Source organism: Thermoflexus sp. (genome assembly GCF_034432235.1).
Lineage (GTDB): Bacteria > Chloroflexota > Anaerolineae > Thermoflexales > Thermoflexaceae > Thermoflexus.
Genome location: NZ_DAOUCJ010000025.1, coordinates 13,576 through 31,441, shown reverse-complemented (window position 1 = coordinate 31,441; position 17,866 = coordinate 13,576). Strand labels below are relative to the sequence as shown.

12 protein-coding genes and 1 pseudogene are annotated in these 17,866 nt (G+C 64.6%); 4 read left to right on the top strand and 9 right to left on the bottom strand.

Annotated features, from left to right (window positions below; all coding sequences use genetic code 11):
* Nucleotides 1-1,932, bottom strand: a 1,932-nt coding sequence (locus tag VAE54_RS02575; protein ID WP_322800368.1) for a hypothetical protein, incomplete at its 3' end; no start/stop codon positions are given.
* A gap of 450 nt (nucleotides 1,933-2,382) precedes the next feature.
* Between VAE54_RS02575 and VAE54_RS02570 the strand changes: the two genes are divergently transcribed.
* From VAE54_RS02570 to cas2, 3 genes are all read left to right on the top strand, one after another.
* Complete coding sequence (locus VAE54_RS02570) at nucleotides 2,383-2,949, top strand: CRISPR-associated protein Cas4 (protein WP_322800367.1); 567 nt, start codon at nucleotides 2,383-2,385, stop codon at nucleotides 2,947-2,949.
* Nucleotides 2,950-3,034: 85 nt separating this feature from the next.
* Nucleotides 3,035-4,030: a type I-B CRISPR-associated endonuclease Cas1b gene (cas1b, locus tag VAE54_RS02565; RefSeq protein WP_322800366.1), complete on the top strand. Its 996-nt coding sequence runs from the start codon at nucleotides 3,035-3,037 to the stop codon at nucleotides 4,028-4,030.
* A 4-nt stretch (nucleotides 4,031-4,034) separates the two neighbouring features.
* Complete coding sequence (gene cas2, locus VAE54_RS02560) at nucleotides 4,035-4,298, top strand: CRISPR-associated endonuclease Cas2 (RefSeq protein WP_322800365.1); 264 nt, start codon at nucleotides 4,035-4,037, stop codon at nucleotides 4,296-4,298.
* A 77-nt stretch (nucleotides 4,299-4,375) separates the two neighbouring features.
* On the opposite strand, the gene VAE54_RS02555 is transcribed toward cas2, so the two are convergent.
* From VAE54_RS02555 to kdpF, 6 genes and pseudogenes are all read right to left on the bottom strand, one after another.
* On the bottom strand, nucleotides 4,376-5,074 hold the full coding sequence (locus VAE54_RS02555) for a response regulator (RefSeq protein ID WP_416223761.1): 699 nt from the start codon (nucleotides 5,072-5,074) through the stop codon (nucleotides 4,376-4,378).
* Complete coding sequence (locus tag VAE54_RS02550; protein ID WP_322800363.1) at nucleotides 5,040-7,763, bottom strand: sensor histidine kinase KdpD; 2,724 nt, start codon at nucleotides 7,761-7,763, stop codon at nucleotides 5,040-5,042. Before VAE54_RS02550 ends, VAE54_RS02555 begins: the two co-directional genes overlap by 35 nt.
* Before the next feature lie 35 nt (nucleotides 7,764-7,798).
* Nucleotides 7,799-8,416, bottom strand: a complete 618-nt coding sequence (gene kdpC / locus VAE54_RS02545) for a potassium-transporting ATPase subunit KdpC (RefSeq protein ID WP_322800362.1) — start codon at nucleotides 8,414-8,416, stop codon at nucleotides 7,799-7,801.
* 46 nt (nucleotides 8,417-8,462) lie between these two features.
* Nucleotides 8,463-10,535: pseudogene (kdpB, locus tag VAE54_RS14510) on the bottom strand (potassium-transporting ATPase subunit KdpB).
* 6 nt (nucleotides 10,536-10,541) lie between these two features.
* Nucleotides 10,542-12,305 (bottom strand): potassium-transporting ATPase subunit KdpA, encoded by a 1,764-nt coding sequence (kdpA, locus tag VAE54_RS02530; RefSeq protein WP_322800360.1) that lies wholly within the window; start codon nucleotides 12,303-12,305, stop codon nucleotides 10,542-10,544.
* 17 nt (nucleotides 12,306-12,322) lie between these two features.
* Complete coding sequence (gene kdpF, locus VAE54_RS14505; protein WP_416223760.1) at nucleotides 12,323-12,415, bottom strand: K(+)-transporting ATPase subunit F; 93 nt, start codon at nucleotides 12,413-12,415, stop codon at nucleotides 12,323-12,325.
* Between the two features lie 474 nt (nucleotides 12,416-12,889).
* On the opposite strand from kdpF, the gene VAE54_RS02525 reads away from it, so the two are divergent.
* A complete protein-coding gene (locus tag VAE54_RS02525; protein ID WP_322800359.1) occupies nucleotides 12,890-14,752 on the top strand; it encodes a S9 family peptidase in 1,863 nt (620 codons plus the stop codon).
* Between the two features lie 361 nt (nucleotides 14,753-15,113).
* Here the strand turns inward: VAE54_RS02525 and VAE54_RS02520 are convergent, their stop codons facing one another.
* Complete coding sequence (locus VAE54_RS02520; RefSeq protein ID WP_322800358.1) at nucleotides 15,114-15,503, bottom strand: cupredoxin domain-containing protein; 390 nt, start codon at nucleotides 15,501-15,503, stop codon at nucleotides 15,114-15,116.
* A gap of 125 nt (nucleotides 15,504-15,628) precedes the next feature.
* On the bottom strand, nucleotides 15,629-17,851 hold the full coding sequence (locus VAE54_RS02515) for a hypothetical protein (RefSeq protein WP_322800357.1): 2,223 nt from the start codon (nucleotides 17,849-17,851) through the stop codon (nucleotides 15,629-15,631).
* Between the last annotated feature and the right edge of the window lie 15 nt (nucleotides 17,852-17,866).

Genomic DNA, 17,866 nt, shown 5'->3' with positions numbered 1-17,866 from the left:
CCGCTGAACGTCGTGCACCCAAAGATCTTCCTCGCTATGCAGAGAGCGCATCGTAACACTAGGGCCCTCCATCCAGAAAACCATAAGCTCATCGAGGAGATTGTTCACCACCCCCATCCGGCGATCAGGCCACCAGTAAATCGATGTGCTGTCATCGGGTGACCGAATGCGCGGATTGGCTACTTGCCGCCCGTCCGGGATCGAGAAGATGAACGCGTAGCCGGAGGATCCCGAAAACATATGCACGATTAGATGGTCCGAGGACCATTCGAGACGATAGATATTCCCAAAGTTCTGACGATCGCTCAGGGTGTTCCGGATGTTGCCCTCGTGATCCATCACCCAGATCCGGTTATACTCGCCGAAGCGGGTGTCCTGTCCGTAACGCGGCGCGACGGCGATCCACTGGGGGGAGACAGCGCCGATCAGCCGCAGATCCCGGGGAACCGGAAGGGCGCGCTGCCAGACCGGGGCCTTCCCCTCAACCGGCCAGAGCATCACCGTGTTCTCCCGCAGGCCGATCAGGCCCCGACCCTGCCCATCCGGGCCCAGCCACTTGATATCCCGCAGCTCCAGCCGCCCTATGGATTCCCCGTCCTCCAGCTTCAGGAACTCAGCCCCGCCATCCTTCAGCGCTGCAGCCACCCATCGCCCCTGGGGATCCGCCCAGGCGGATCGAACAGGGGATTTCAGCGTCCGCTGCCATCGGAGGCGTCCGGTGGCGAGATCCAGCAGCTCCACCTCCGGATCCAAAGGCCCCACATGCTTTGAGCTCAGAACCACGGCGCGCTGCTCCCATAGGGGGATCCCGAAATCCGTCCTGGGGTGCTCGCGCCGCTGGAGGAGCTGGCCGTCCGATAGCGAGCGGGCCTCCAGGCGATTGAAGATGGCGAGGTAAACCCGGCCGCCCGCTTCGTCAAGGCGCACGTGGAAGAACGGCCGGTCCAGCAGGGTGTTCACCACCGATTCCCCGCTCTCCCAGCGCAGGATCTGGAGGCGCGTCCCTCCGCCTTCTTCGGACAGAACGGCCAGCAACGATGCGCCGCCATCCACCTCCCGAACGCCTGACCGGCTGAGCTGCCGGAGGATCTCCGCACGCCCCCCGGAGGGATCGAGGCGGAGAACGACCACGGCATCCCTCCCGGCTACAGCCGCATATTGCGCCTCCGGATGCAGGGCGACCGACTTCGGGCTGGTGAAGGGGACCGTGAAGCTCAAGATCCGGGTCCCCGACGGAACTTCATACAGGCCGCCGGCGCCCTGCTTGTCCACCGCCAGCGCCCAGCGGCCGTCCGGGCTGAACTGCCCCTCATAGTCTTTCTGGGGAAGCATCCCAACCGGCGACGACAGCGAACCATCCGACCCCCAGATCCGCAACCCATCGGCCAGAACCGCCACGCGTTGCCCCTGAGGGTCCAGGAACGCCAGCGCCTCAATGGACTCCGATATCCTCGCCTCGCCGTGGATCTCGCCGCGGCTCAGATCCACCCGCCACAGATCCCCCCCGCTGGTTCCCACCGCAGCCGTCCGATGGTCTCCACTGACCGCCAGGGCGGTCGGAAACTCCGTGCCCGCGGGGAGCGGAAAGGACTGCCGGATCTCCAGGTCGGACGGGGATATGACCATGACTTCCACCCCCACGCCGATCAGGGCCTCGGAGGTCGGCCACAGCCTGTGCCACATCGGCCACTGGGCCCGCCAGATCGGCTGCAGGCGGGGGAGGTTATTCAGGGAGATGGGCTCCCCATCGGTCGGCACCGGATGCCCCAGGCCGGGTATAGCCGGGATGGGAGTGGGCGTCGGCACCGTGAAGGCCGGCATCGCTGCCGGGGAAACCGGCGTGGCTGTCGCGGCCCCTGGAGCGAGGCGGGGCCGGCATGCGAAGCCCAGCAACGAGAACAACACCGCACAGGCCATCCAGCATCTTTTCATCACACGCCTCCCGATTTTTAGGGATTCCAGGAAAAGGGAAGGGGAAACCGCTTCCCTCTCCGCCCGGAGAAGGAAATTGGCTGGCCGGGCAGCGGGATCGCTCCCGGCAGACGGCGGGTTGAAAAGCTCCCATAAGATGATAGCCGGCCGCCCTCTTCTGGCCCTTTCCCTTTGTCCCTTTCATCCTCCAGCCCGCGCGGCTCGAGGTTTCGGAACTGGAGCGTCTCCCACACCCAGCCAGCTTATGGGAAGGTCAGGAAGAGCATGCCACGGATCTCCATTCATCGCCTCCAGTTTTCCCCCGAAAATCCTCAGGAGATCCCCCGGGGGAGGGATTCAGGGCCATCCCGGAACCGATTCGGGTGGAAGCCGGAGGCGCGTGTCGCCCCCGAGATCTATGCTTGAAGAAGCCGGGGCGTTTGGAGAGCCGATCGCGGGGAAGGGAGCGGCATGGATCCGGAGCGGGAAGAGGATCTGTGGGATCTGCTCCGCCAGGCGATGCGCCTGAGCGAGGATGATTTCGAGCGGCTGAAGGTCGGCGGGCTCAAGATGAACTACCTGCGGGTCTGCCCGCGCAAGCTCTGGCTCTTCGCCCATCAGGTCCGCCTGGAGGCCGATGCGGAAGCGGTGGCCCTGGGGCGGCTCACCCACGAGCGGGCTTATCGCGACCGGCCCCGCCGGAGCATGATCCTGGAGAACCGGATCGCCATCGATGTCCTGGAGGACGAGGGGACCCTCCTCGAGGTCAAGCACGCGCCGACTTTTGTGGAAGCCGCGCGCCTCCAGCTGCGCTACTATCTCTACTTCCTGGCCCGGCGAGGGGTTCACCTCCGTGGGGAGCTGCGGTTCCCCCGCCAGCGCCGACGGGAGACGGTGACCCTGGACGCGGCGGCAGTGGCCGAGGTGGAGGCGGCGCTCGCCGAGATCGCCCGCATCGAAGCCCTCCCCACCCCGCCCGCCGTCCCCTGGATGCCCGCCTGTCGCCGGTGCGCCTACGCGCCCCTGTGCTGGGGATAGATCATCCGCGGGCAGGCCCGCGAAAACGCCGCCGCTGAAGCGGCTCCGACCGGGAGGTCCTTTTCAGATCGAAAAGGGTGATCCGATGGGACGCACGTATTATCTGTTCCGCAGTGGGCGTCTGCGGCGGCGCCAGAACACCCTGTATCTCGAATGGGAGGCCGACGGCCAGACCCTGCGCCAGGCCATCCCGGTGGAGGACGTGGAGGCGCTCTTTGCGATGGGGGAGCTGGACCTCAACACCCGGCTCCTGAGCTTCCTGAGCCGCCATGGGATCGGCCTGCACGTGTTCAACTACTACGGGTTCTATGTGGGCTCCTTCTACCCCCGGGAGACCCGGGCCGCCGGCCAGGTGGTGGTCGGCCAGGCCCTGCACTACGCCGACCCGGCTCGCCGGCTGGCCCTGGCCCGGGGCTTCGTGGAGGGCGCCCTCTTCCATATGCGCCGCAACCTGCTCTACTACCGGCGTCAGGGGCTTCCCGTGGAAGAACCCCTCGCGGCGGTGGAAAGGGCGATGGGGGAGATCGAGCGCTGTCCGGATGTGGCGGCGCTTATGGGCCTGGAAGGGCGGGCGCGGGACGCTTACTACGGCGCCTTCCCGACCATCCTCTCCCTCGAGGGCTTCCGCCGGAGCCGGCGGCCGCCGGAGAATCCCATCAACGCCCTGCTCTCCTTCGGCAACGGCCTGCTCTACGCCGCCGTCCTCTCCGAGCTCTATCACACCCCCCTCCATCCGGCCGTGAGCTTCCTCCACGAGCCCTCCGCGGGCCGCTTCTCCCTGGCCCTGGACCTGGCGGAGCTCTTCAAGCCGCTGGTGGTGGATCGGATGGCGTTCGCGCTGATGAACCGGGGCGCCCTGGGCGAGGACGATTTCCTGGAGGAAGTGGGCTTCTGTTATCTCACCGAAGGGGGGCGGAAGAAGGTGGTGATGGAATTCGAGGAGCGGATGCGGGAGACCATCCAGCATCCCCGCCTGAAGCGCCCGGTGAGCTATCGGACCCTCATCCGGCTGGAGGCCTACAAGCTGGTGCGGCACCTGCTGGGGATGGAGCCCTACGAGCCCCTCAAGGCGTGGTGGTGAGCCGATGTATGTGATCATCGTTTACGATGTGGAAGTCGAACGCGTCGCCCGCGTCTGCCAGTATCTGCGCCGCCATCTCCACTGGGTGCAGAACTCCGCCTTCGAGGGGGAGATCACCCCTGCCCGCCTGGAACGGGTGAAGGCGGAGCTGCGGGATCTGATCGACGAGAAGAAAGACACCATGTATTTTTACATCCTCCCGGACCCCGGCGCCATGCGCCGCGAGGTCCTCGGACGGGAAAAGGGATCGATCGCTGCGATCATATGACCCCCATCCCGGATCCCAGCCTCGTCCTCGATGCGCGCCAGAGCGGTCCGCCCCCGCGCCCCTGCATCATCCGCTGATCACGGCAGATCCGCATCCTTGATGCGATAACCCACTCCGAGCTCGGTTTGTATATACCGGGGACGAGAAGGATCTGGTTCGAGCTTGCGACGCAGGTTGCTGATGGTCACTCGGAGTAGATGCACATCGTTCTCATAACCCGGCCCCCAAACCGCTCGTAACAGCTGGCGATGGGTAAGCACCTTTCCGGCATGCTGGATGAGGACGCGCAACAAGGCGAACTCGGTAGGGGTCAATTCGATCCGCTGGCCCTGTCGGGTGACCAGGCGCCTGGCCAGATCGACCCGCAGATCACCGATTTCAAAAACAGGATCCGAGGGCGGCGATATCGATCGACGCAGGGCCGCCCGGATACGGGCCAGCAGCTCCCCTGCCCCAAAGGGTTTGGTCAGATAATCGTCCGCCCCCGCATCCAGGGCGGCGATCTTGTCCTCCTCCCGCTCCCGGACAGAGAGCACAATGACAGGCACGCCGGTCCACTCCCGAAGCCTTCGGAGCACCTCTACTCCATCTATATCGGGAAGGCCGAGGTCGAGCAACAGAAGGTCGGGGCGCTGGGTCGCCGTCAGCTGCAGCGCCTCCTGGCCATCCACAGCCTCCAGCACAGCGTAGCCATGCGCTTCCAGGATCAAGCGCAGGAACCGGCGAATCGCCCGTTCGTCATCAACGATGAGAATCCTCTTCCCGCTCATCTCCATGACCGGATCGCCCGTCTCCATCAAGAGGGAGAGAGATGCGGAACACGGTTCCGCCCCCCGGCCGGTTGAGGGCGCGGATGGTGCCGCCGTGAGCTTCGACCATCGATCGGGCGATGGTCAGCCCCAACCCCAGACCTCCGCTCTCCCCTGCCCGAGGGATTCGATAGAATTTTTCGAAGATGCGCTCCAGCTCATGGGGGGGGATTCCTACCCCACGATCGGCCACATCGATCTCCAGGCGATCTCCCACCAGACGGGCCTCGATCTCGATCGGGGATCCGGGTGGGGAATACTTGACGGCGTTGTCCAGGATATTCGCGAGGGCCTCCTCCATCAGGGTCAAATCCATGGGGATCAGCGGCAGATCCGGTGGGAGACGGACGTCGATGGGCCGATCTTGCAGGCGGCTCTTCAAGCGCTCCAGGGCGGCGTTGAGAAGATCCTGAACCTCGCATGGCTCCTTCCGAACGCGCAGCCCTCCGGCCTCGATCCGCGTGACGGCCAGGAGGTTGCTCACCAGCCGGTTCATGCGTTCGGCCTCCTCCCGGGCGGTGCGCAACAAAGCCCGCCGGGTCTCAGGAGCCATCCCCTCATCAGATTCCTGCAATGCGGTCAGGGCACCCAGGATGGTCACCAGAGGCGTCCGCAGATTGTGAGAGATGGAGCTCAGGAGGGCGGATTGCAGGCGATCTCGTTCCTCCAGCAAACGGGCTTGATGAGCCTGCTCGGCTAAGTAAGCCCGCTCGAAGGCCAGTGCGGCGAGGTTTGCGAAAGCCTCCAGACGCTGACGCTCGAGAGAGGTCAAAGGACCACGCTCGGACGGCCAGCGGATCCCCAGCACGCCGATCGTTCCATGATCGGTTCGCATCGGGAAGTAGCTCCCCTCCACAGAGGCAAGGGTATCCGTTCCCCGGCCGGCGGGACGCCCGTTCCGATACACCCACTCTGCCACTCCCCTCTCCTCTGGAGATAAAGGCCGCTCTGGATGCCGCGCATAGAGCTCCAGCTTCGAATCCGCCCCTGGCAGGAAGATCCAGACCTCCCCACCCGTGGCTTCTTCGACATGCCGGACAAGCGCGGAGATGATCTCCTCGATATTGCTGGCCCGGGTGAGGGCCCGGCTTAAAGCATATAAGTTGCGGGTCTGAGCCTCCCGCTGCTGAGCCGCTTCGGCCTGCCAGCGGAGATTGGCGGTCAGCGTGCCGATGATCTGGCCCACCGCCAGCAGCCCGAGGAATGTGAGCAGATACTGCGTATCCGAGACGGCGAAGGTCAGCCGGGGAGGAACGAAGAAGAAGTCGAAGGCCAGGGTCCCGGCGATGGAAGCGAGGATGGCTGGCCCACGCCCCAGGTAAAATCCTGCTACGACCACTGTGGTCAGGTAGAGCATGATCAGATTCGCTTCCTGCAACTTCGAGTGGAGAAGGGCTCCCAGGCCGGTTGCCACGGCAACCAGGAAGAGGCTCTGCAGGTAGCTCACCCAAGCCGCCCGGGGAGGCGGATTCCAGCGAGGAAAGGCATGAGGAGAGGACGCGCCCGCCTCAGCCTCGCTGCTGATCACATAGACGTCGATAGGGCCGCTTTTGCGGATCAATCGGTCAGCGACGGAACCTCGGATCAACTCATACCAGCGCGGCCGGAGGGGCTTCCCGATGACGATCTTGGTTACATTATGATGTCGGGCGAAGTCCAGGATAGCCGTCACCACGTCATAGCCGGATAGAACAATGGGATGACCCCCCAGTTCCTCCGAAAGGCGCAACAGATGGTCGAGTCGCTCCCGCTGGGCCGGGGAAAGGGAAGCATCTCCAGGGGTCTCCACATAGAGGGCAAACCATTCGGCGTTCAAATGATGCGCCAGACGATACCCGGTGCGAACCAGGCGTTCGCTCAGCGTGCCCGGGCTGACGCAAACCAGGATGCGCTCCTTCGCCGGCCATGGTCCAGCGATCGCATGGGCGCGCATGTAGGCGCGCATCTGGCGATCCACGCGATCGGCCACGTAACGCATGGCCAGCTCGCGCAGGGCGATCAGGTTCCCCTTCCGAAAGAAATGCTGAATCGCCCATTCGGCCCGTTCCGGAACGTAGACCTTGCCTTCCCGAAGTCGCTGGAGTAGCTCATCGGGGTCCAGATCGATCAGCTCGATCTCGTCTGCCTCCTGAAGGATGAAGTCAGGCACTGTCTCCTTCATCCGGACGCCCGTGATCTGAGCGATCACATCATTGAGGCTCTCCACGTGCTGAATATTAAGGGTGGTGTACACATCGATGCCGGCGTGGAGGATCTCCAATACATCCTGATAGCGCTTGGCATGGCGAGAGCCCGGAGCATTGGTGTGGGCCAGCTCATCGACGACGGCGAGCTGGGGTCGACGAGCCAGCACGGCGTCCAGATCCATCTCCTCTAAAACGATCCCCCGATATTCAACCCGGCGGCGAGGGATGATCTCCAGGCCCTCCAGCAGGGCCTCGGTCTCCGGACGGCCATGGGTTTCCACATAGGCAACAACCACATCGACCCCCTCCAGCCGGCGCTGGCGAGCGGCGTCCAGCATCGCATAGGTTTTTCCAACCCCTGCCGCATAGCCCAGGAAGATCTTCAGCCGGCCACGAGGTCGATCAGGCTCTTCCTCCTTCACCTGAGCCAGCATCGCCTCCGGGTCAGGGCGCTCCACCTCTTCCCACATGCCAATCTCCCTCCCTCCAGAGCCGGAAAGGCGCCTTACTTCGCTCCACCCTCCGAAGCAGGCCGGCCAAACTTCTCATCCAGTGACAGATTCAGCAACAGGACATTCACCCGCGGCTCGCCCAGGATCCCCCATGTTCGATCTTCAATATGTTGCTCCACAAGAGATCGCAGGAGGGATTCCGGAAGGCCTCGGGCTCGGGCCACGCGCGGGATCTGATAGAGCGCAGCCGCCACGCTGATGTGCGGGTCCAGACCGCTACCGGAGGGGGTCACCAGGTCGACCGGAATCGGACCCGAAGCATAGGGGTCGGCATCCCGCAGGGCTTGAATGCGAGCCCGCACCCGGGCTTCCAGCATGGGATGCAAGGGTCCAGTGTTCGCACCCGCGGAGGGAAGCGGATTGTAAGGGAAAGGCTCCGTCCAGGAAGGGCGTCCCCAGAAGTATCGGGGATCATCAAACGCCTGGCCGATCCCCTTCGACCCGCGGATTTGCCCATCGACATGAACCAGGCTCCCGTTCGCCTGAGATGGAAAGAGCATCTGGGCCAGCCCGGTGATTCCAAGGGGATATGCCAGGCCCAGGATCAAGCTCCACAGAACGAGCATCCGGATGGCCGGACGCAGATGGACTCGCGCTTCTAGGATGCTCATAGCGTGCCCGTCCTCCTCCCCGCTGATGGCGAAGGCTCTGGAGGCCTCATGGCAGGCCCACCAGGCTCAACAACATGTCGATCAATTTGATGCCGATGAAGGGCGCGATCAGCCCGCCCAATCCATATATGAGAAGATTCTGCAGCAGGAGCCGTGCCGCTCCGAGGGGGCGGTAAGGAACGCCGCGCAGGGCCAGAGGAATGAGGGCTACGATGATCAGGGCGTTGAAGATCACCGCCGCGAGGATGGCGCGCTCCGGGGTGGACAGACGCATGATGTTGAGCCATTCCAGCTGGGGGTAGATGGAAGCGAAGGCTGCCGGGATGATCGCGAAATACTTCGCCACATCGTTGGCGATGCTGAAGGTCGTCAAAGCCCCTCGCGTCATCAGCAACTGCTTGCCGGTCTCTACGATCTCAATCAACTTGGTCGGGTTGCTATCCAGGTCGATGAGGTTCGCCGCTTCGCGGGCGGGCTGGGTGCCAGCGTTCATGGCGACCGCCACGTCCGCCTGGGCCAGGGCGGGGGCGTCATTGGTGCCGTCTCCGGCCATGGCGACCATATGTCCCTCGGCCTGATACCGCCGGATCAGACGGAGTTTGTCCTCTGGACGGGCTTCGGCCAGGAACTCATCGACCCCGGCCTCCGCGGCGATGGCTGCTGCGGTCAGCGGGTTATCCCCCGTGATCATCACGACCCGGATCCCCATGCGACGTAGTTGGGCGATGCGCTCGCGGATGCCGCCCTTGAGCACGTCCTTCAGATGAACCACGCCAACCACTTCGCCGTTGCGGGCGACCAGCAGGGGCGTTCCCCCGCCTCGAGCGATCGCCTCTGCGGCAGCCCGGATCTCCGGGGGGATCTCCCGGCCGCATGCCCGGGCCTAGCTTTCAATGGCATCCAAAGCGCCCTTGCGAATCCTCAGCCCATCCAGGTCCACCCCGCTCATACGGGTGCGCGCCGAAAAGGGGATAAACCGGGCGCCGGGCGGAAGGCTGTCGCGTCCGCGCAGGCCATAGCGTTCCTTGGCCAGGACGACGATGCTTCGGCCTTCAGGGGTTTCATCGGCCAGGGAAGCCAGCTGCGCCAGCTCAGCCACTTCCCGCGTTGAAAACCCCGGGGCGGGGATGAATTCCACGGCTTGACGGTTCCCCAACGTAATCGTTCCCGTTTTATCCAGTAATAGCACATCCACGTCTCCCGCCGCCTCCACCGCACGTCCCGAGAGAGGGATGACGTTCTTGCGGATCATGCGATCCATTCCGGCGATCCCGATCGCCGGAAGCAGGCCACCGATGGTCGTGGGGATCAGACAGACCAGCAGGGCCACCAGGATGGTTACCGGCACCGGAGAGCCGTGGCCAACCGCCCGAGCGCTGTAATCCGAGAAGAACCAGAGGGAGAAGACGACAACCAGGAAGATCAGCGTCAGCGCAGCCAGAAGGATGTCCAGGGCGATCTCGTTAGGCGTTTTCCGGCGCTTGGCGCCTTCGATCAGAGAGATCATTCGATCCAGGAAGCCATGGCCCGGATCCGCTGTGACCCGAATCACCAGCCAGTCGGAGAGCAAGCGCGTCCCGCCGGTCACCGCGCTGCGATCTCCACCCGATTCCCGGATTACCGGCGCGCTTTCTCCTGTGATGGCGCTCTCGTCCACCAGAGCGGCTCCCTCGATCACCTCTCCATCCGCGGGGATGATGTCTCCAGACTCCACCAGGACCAGGTCCCCCCGGCGCAGCTCGGTCGAGGGAACCAGGTCGTAGGGAGCGTCCCGCCGGGGCTCTCGCAGGCGCTTCGCCTGCGTGACCTTGCGCATGCGACGCAGGGAGGCCGCATGGGCCTTCCCGCGCCCCTCGGCCAGCGCTTCCGCGAAGTTGGCGAACAGGACGGTAAACCACAGCCAGAGGGCGATCATCCCGATGAAGCGAGGGGGAGCTTCCCCATATCCCGCCAAGGCCTGGATCCAGAGGGCGGTCGTCAGCAGGCTTCCGACCTCCACCACCCACATCACGGGGTTCCGGATCATCCGGCGAGGATCCAGCTTCAGCAGCGCATCCACCAGCGCGCGCCGGTAGATCTCCCCGGTCCATGCCATCGGTTTGCGCGGCGAGACCGCCATTCCCGTTCACCTCCCCATCCAAGGCCCGGCCGAGATCATCTGCAGATGCTCCGCCACAGGGCCGAGGGCGAGAGCGGGGAAGAAGTTCAGGGCCCCAACGATGATCACGACGCTTGTCAGCCAAGCGATGAAGAGAGGCGTATGAGTGGGCAAGGTCCCCGCCCCGGCTGGGATGCGCTTTTTGCGTCCAAGACTGCCCGCCATCGCCAGAGCCGGGATGGCCGTTCCATATCGCCCCAGAAACATCGCCAGGCCCGTCGTCAGGCAATAGAAGAGAGAACTGGCGTCCAGGCCGGCAAAGGCGCTCCCGTTATTGTTGGCTGTGGAGGTAAAAGCGTAAAGGATCTCGCTGAAGCCATGGGGGCCTGAATGAAAGGCCGCCTGACGCCCCGCCGGGAGAGCCACCGCCAGGGCGGTCAGCCCCAAAACCAGCACCGGCATGATCAGGATCATCAGGGCGGCCATCTTCATCTCATACGCCTCGATCTTCTTCCCCAAATACTCCGGCGTCCGGCCGACCATCAGCCCCGCCACGAAAACCGCGACGACGACGAAAGCCAGCATCCCGTAAAGGCCACTGCCCACTCCGCCCGGAGCGACCTCCCCCAACATCATCAGCCACATCGCCATGGCCCCTCCCAATGGTGTCATCGCATCCAGCATCGCGTCGACCGCCCCGGTGGAAGTGCCCGTGGTCGAAGCCGTAAAGATGACGGAACGGACAATCCCGAAGCGCACCTCCTTGCCGGTCATGTTGCCCCCGGGATTCCATGGAGAGGGCCGAAGGTCCACTCCCAGCGCCGCCAGGCGCGGATTCCCGGACGCTTCCGCCAGATAGCCCACCCCGAGGGGCACGAGAAGCAGGATCAGCATCGCCGCCAGCAGCGCCCATCCCTGCCGCACATCCCCGATCATCCGCCCGAAGGCGTAGGCAAAAGCCACCGGGATGGCCATCAGCGCAAGGGCCAGCATGAAGTCCGTCAGCGGGGTGGGGTTCGCGAAAGGATGCGCCGCGTTCGTGTTGAAGAAGCCGCCGCCATTGGTCCCCAGGTGCTGGATCGCCGTCTGAGAGGCCACCGGGCCCAGCGGGAGCTGGATCTCGGGAAGGACCCGACCCTCCGGCAGGCGCACCGGTTGGATCAGATGCACGGTGACCGATCCCTGCAACGTTTGAACTGCACCCTGGGAGACCAGAAAGAGGGCCAATAAGACCGAGAGGGGCAGGAGAATATACAGCACGCTCCGGGTCAGATCCACCCAGAAATTCCCCAGGGTCTGAGCGGAGGCCCGGGCGAAGCCCCGGATCACGGCCACGGCGACGGCCATCCCCGTCGCCGCCGACAAGAAGTTCTGCACCGTCAACCCCATCATCTGGGTGAGAAAGCTCATCGTCGTCTCACCCGCATAGGCCTGCCAGTCCGTGTTGGTGACAAAACTGACCGCCGTGTTGAAGGCGATGGTCGGAGACACCGGCCCCCAGCGCAACGGGTTCAAAGGGAGCCACCCCTGCACCCGCTGAAGCCCGTAAAGCGCCAGCATGCCCACCGCATTGAACAACAGCATCGCCATCGCATAGGACTTCCAATCCATCTCCTGATCTGGATCCACCCCCGTCCACCGATAGATCGCTCGCTCCAGAGGCCCCACCACCCGCCCGACGAAGCCCGGCCGTCCCTGGTATACCCGTGCCATATACTCCCCTAGCGCCGGCGCCAGGATCAGCAGCGCCATCCCATACAGCAGAATCTGTAGCCCCGCATTCTGAGACATTCCATCCCCCTTCCGGATTATTGGAATTTTTCCGGATATAACAAAGCTATCACCAAGTAAATAAATAAAATAATCGCTAAAATCGCGCTAAAAATATGCAATAAATTCATTCAGCCCCCCCCGATCGGGCGATAAGGTCCAGGGCGTGAATCAGGTAGAAAGCGAGCAAAAACAAGATTATTATAATCGAAATCATTAGAAAATCGTGAATCAATGCTCAAGCCTCCGAATTTGGTTTCGATATTCGATGATTATCCACGGATCCGAATGGCCAAAGAATACATGAACGCGATAAATTCCTCCGGCCCTCTGTTTGGGCGATCCAGCGCGACGCAATGGATCGGCCTGGCCAGGCTTGGATCGCCCCTGGGCGCCTCGGCTGGGAGAAGGCAAGCCCGACTGTGGAAGTCCCAGACCATGGTGGAGGTCCGTCTGGAATCTATAGTGTATCGCCCTCCCCATCAAGCATGGATCAAGGAGGGTTTTCTCCTCATCAAGGAGAGATCAAAAAGCTGCCCGATGCGTTTGCATGGAACCATCCGCTCGGACTACAATCGTCATCACTTCAGCGGGAGGAAGATTCCATGCGCGGGATTCTCCCCTATGGTCTCTGGCCCAGCCCGCTGGCCCCGGAACGCATGGCCGCGATGCTCCGCATCACGGATGTCCAGTGGGATCGCTCCGGCCGCGCCCGGATCTGGCGGGAGGAGCGCTCGGGCCGCGGCGTTCTGGTCGCCCAGGAGAACGAAGACGCCCCCCGCGACCTCACGGATATCGAGTCGGTCCGCGCCCGCATCGGCTACGGCGGCGGGGATTTCACGACCGGCGATGGCTTCGTGATCTATGCCGGGGAGGACGGCCGGCTGTATCGCCTTCCGTTGCGCGCCGGCCTCCCCCAGCCGATCACACCGCCCTTCGGGAATGTCGCTTCCCCAGCTCTCTCCCCGGATGGGCGCTGGGTGCTCTATGTGCACTCGGACGGCGCAACGGATGGGCTGGCCCTGGTCGATGCGGAGGGACGAGGGTGGCCCCAGAAGGCGATCGAAGGCGCCGACTTCTACATGCAGCCCGTCTGGCACCCCACCCATCCGCTCATTGCCTGGGTGGAGTGGGACCATCCGAATATGCCCTGGGATGGGGCCCGCCTGGGCCTGGCCCGTCTGGAGGGCGATCCCCCCCGCCCCTCCCGGATCGAGGTGGTCGACGGCGACGCCCGCACACCGGTCTTCCAGCCCGCTTTCTCCCCTGACGGCCGTTTCCTGAGCTATATCCTCACGGAAGGGGAATGGGATGCCCTCGTGGTGATGGATCTGGAGACCGGCGCTCGACGGATCCTGGTGGAGGGGACCACGCTGGCGCCGCCCGCCTGGGTTCAGGGCCTGCGGGTTTACGGGTGGAGCCCCCGGGGAGATCGGATCTTCTACCGCCGCAGCGAGAACGCCATGGCCTTTCTTGAGGCCGTCGACCTGGAAGGGCACATCGTTCGCCTGGACCTGGGGCCTTACACCTGGTTCGAACAGCTCGCTGTCGCGCCGGATCGGGAGGCCCTGGCGATGATCGCCTCCTCGCCCCTCCAGCCGCCCCGCGGGATCTCCTGGGAAGATGGCCGTATCCGCGTCCATCGCTACGCCAGCGCGGAGCGGATCCCCCCGGAGGCGCTCTCTTTCCCCCAATCGATCCAGTGGCGCGCGCCCGATGGGACGATGGTCCACGGGCTCTATTACCCGCCTGTCGGGCCCAGGGTCGAAGGAACGGATTTTCCCCCTGCGATCATCAGCATCCACGGAGGCCCTACCTCTCAGCGGGTGATGAGCTACAACGCCGACGCCCAGTTTTTCGCCACCCGGGGCTTCGCCTATCTGGAGGTGAACTACCGGGGAAGCACGGGCTACGGCCGCTCGTATCGGGATGCCCTGAAAGGGAACTGGGGCGTTCTGGATGTAGAGGATGCCGTAGGTGGCGCCCGGGCCCTGGTGGAACGGGGCCTGGCGGATCCCCGGCGCCTGGTGATCATGGGCGGCAGCGCCGGCGGCTACACCGTGCTCAATGCCCTGATCCGCTATCCCGGCTTCTTTCGGGCCGGTATCTGTCTCTTCGGCGTCGCCAACCTGTTCACCCTGGCGGCGGAGACCCACAAGTTCGAGGCCCACTATCTGGATACACTGGTCGGACCGCTGCCGGAGGCCGCGGAGCGCTATCGGGAGCGATCTCCCATCTTCCACGCGGATCGGATCCAGGATCCGGTGGCGATTTTCCAGGGCGCGGAGGATCGCGTGGTGCCGCCCAACCAGGCCGAGGCCATCGCCGAGGCGCTGCGCCGGCGGGGCGTTCCCCATCTTTACCGCTTGTATCCCGGGGAAGGCCATGGCTGGCGCCGCGCGGAGACGATCACCGCCTTCTATCAGGAGGTTCTGGATTTCCTCCGCCAGTATGTGCTGTTCGCATAAAGAGGACAGCCGCTTCATCCGGTCGGGGTGGAAGCCATGCGGGATGCGCCGAAGGAATTCGGCCTCAAAAGGCCTTCGGCCACCGGCCGGCGGGAGCGTCGAAGGAATTCGACCTTTAGAGGCCTTCGGCCGATGGCCGGCCTCCGCCGGCCAAAACGCCTTTCGCGTCGGCGCAGGCCGACGTGGGGCGCGGAAGCGACCAACAAGGCCGGCTTCCAATCGGCGCAAGGGACTAACGCGTGGCGCAGGGGAGCAACGAGGAGATATGAGGGATGGGCATATCGCCGAAAGCGCCCCGGGATGCCTCCAGAAAACAAGGCCGCCCGACCCCAGGGATCGGGCGGCCCAGATGATCGGTCTCTTACGGCTGCACGGTCAGGGTGCCCACCATCCCGCCTTCCCGGTGGCCGGGCACTGTGCACACATATGGATAGGTCCCCGGCTTCTCCGGCGCCTTCAGGTAGATGTTCACCTTCTGGCCTGGCTGGATCCCGTCCTGCTCGAAGAGCACCGTTTTCCCATCCGCGTCATAGAGGACAAAGTTATGCTCCAGGGAACCCCGATTGTCCAGGGTGATCTGCAAGGTCTGGCCCGGCTTCGCCGTTAGCGTGTTCGGCTTGAAATACAGGTCGCCCATCTCGACCGTGAGGGTCGCCCCCCCGCCGCTGGTCCCGCCGGTGCCGCCGCCGCACGCCCCCAGCAACAGGCCCACGATGGCCCATGCCGCGACAAGATAGAGTGTCCGTCGCATCGCTTCGCCTCCTGAAGCCTGGAAGATTCAACCGCTCTTCATCCTAATCCTCAAACGCCGGGCCGTCCACACGCGGCGCATGAAATCTGGAGCCCTCGATCGAAAAAGCGACCGCGGATGCGGCGCTATCGCTTCGCCTTCCACCACTCCCGGAAGGCGGCCTCAAAGGCCGCTGGATCCGTCCCGAGATGCTTCCGCATGAGATCCGGGGTGACCTCCTGGGCGATGCTTTGCATGGAGGCCTGGAGGAGGATTCCTAACCCAATGGAGGGCAGATGTTTCTCCACGATCTCCACCGGGACCTCCGCATACGCCCGGTAGAGGGCGAGGAAGGCGGCATCCCCGTAGCGCTCCCGGACGAACTCCGCCATCGCCGAGGCCAGCGCATACTGGCGCGCCGTCGCCGTCCCGAAGATGTCCCCGATGTGGCCGAACTCGGTGGTGTAGGTCATGTTCTCCAAACTCTTGATCTCTTCCTTCAGCTCCCGCCAGTAAGGCTGTCCGGCGTAGGTCATCGCCGCCCCTTCCACCAGCCACCCCGGAGTCCACGGCCGGGTCCACGGCGCCAGGATCACGTGGACCAGCTCATGCCGCAGCACCGCCGCCCGTCCGCCGATGGGATCCGCGGCCCGGTAGCTTTTCACCCCTTCCGCGTTGAGGGCCAGCATCACCTCACTGGTCCGGAAGCCCACCACCTCTTCATCCGCGATCACCGGAACCGTCCGGTAGAAGGCCGCGCCCAGGGTGAGCTGGGGGTTCTTCCCGGTCAGGGCCTCGAAGGTTTTGCGATCCGGAACGTAGAGGGCCAGATATCGGGGGCGGATGGCTTCCTGGGGCAGCCGGGCGGAGAGATCCCGATAGGCCCCCTCCAGCTCGCCCAGCACCGCCTGCGCCGTCTCTTCCGGGAGGTTCTCCGGGCCGATCAGCGCGAAATGCGCCGAGGTCCACGACCGCCCGGGAAGGCGCACCCAGGGCGGGGTCATCCCCCAGGACCAGCGGGTCACCCGCCACACGCCATCGATCTTGCGGAAATCCGCCTCCACCGGGTAATGCCATCGCTCCTCCGAGGGGAACCCTTCCAGCCCGACGGAAAGGTCCAGCGAGACCTCCCGGGCCTCCTCGGGATCGAAAGAGCCTCCGGTCACCTCCAGGCGGAGATCCTGAAGGGGCCATCCGCCTCCGGAGACGACCGCCCGGATCCCCTCGCGGTCCACCTCCGCCTTCGGGTCCAAGAAGGCCAGAAACGCTTCCGGATCGCGCTGGCGGAGGGCTTCCGCCATTTTCCCCACCACGGCTTCGATCTCCTGGCGGGCCATCGCCTTCGGAGAGGGCGTGGGGGTGGGCGCCAGAACGAAGGCCCGCCCATCCCATTCCGCCTCCGCCAGCGACCCGGTCGAAGGATCGAATCGGATCAGCGGCCAGCCCTCCAGCCGGAAAACCAGCGGGCCCGCCGCGGCAGGAGCGGGATAAACCAGCGTGACCGTCATGCGCGAGGTTTCCCGCGGCGGGACCATTTCCCGGATATCCGACGGGTATTTGGATGGGAAGCGCTGCTGGCCCGTGGCGTCCACCACCCCGAGCGCTCCGGGCCCGGGAAGCTGTCCGATGACCAGCAGGCCCTTCGGCTGCCGGACCTCCAGCTCCACCTCCATTTGCCCTCCGTCCACCCGGATGCGCCGGAAGACCAGATCCACGGCGACGTTCCGATGCCGGAAGCGAGGCGCGTTTTCGAAAACCCACTCTTTCTGCGGGAAAGGATCGGAGGGGAGATCTCCCCACACCTCGCCGGAGAGGGGTCGCTCCGGACGGAGCTCCACCCGGTCAAAGTTCGGGAAGCGGAAGACGAAGGGCGGCGAGGCATCCTCCGGCAGCCGGAACTCGAACCATCCCCGCTCCACCGCGCCGACGATCCAGAGGCAGGTCTTCTTCGACGGCGGATATTCCGGGCAGATGTCCTCCCGGAAGTTCTCGCTCACCGCCTCGGGGTCCAGCCACTCGCCCCCCGCCCGCAGCTGAGCGGATCGGCCGGGCTCCAGAGGGGCATAGAACGTCCGGCTCCGCTCCCCCCGCATGGCGAAGGCGGCATACACCCGCAGGCGGCGATCCCGGATCTCAAAGGCCGGGACCTCCATCACGATGCCGTAAGACGGATCGCTGACGAACCCCACCGCGAACCGTCCCTGGGGAAGGGCCCTGGCCTCCTCGGTGGGTGTAGCGGCCGGCCGGGATGTCGAGGTAGGAAAAGGGCGTGACGTCGCCGTCGGCGTCGTCCGCTCCCCCGAAGGAGGCCGACCGCATGCGGAGAGGACGGCCAGTGCAAGCCCCATGAGAAACACCCTGCGTTCCATCGCTGAACCTCCTCC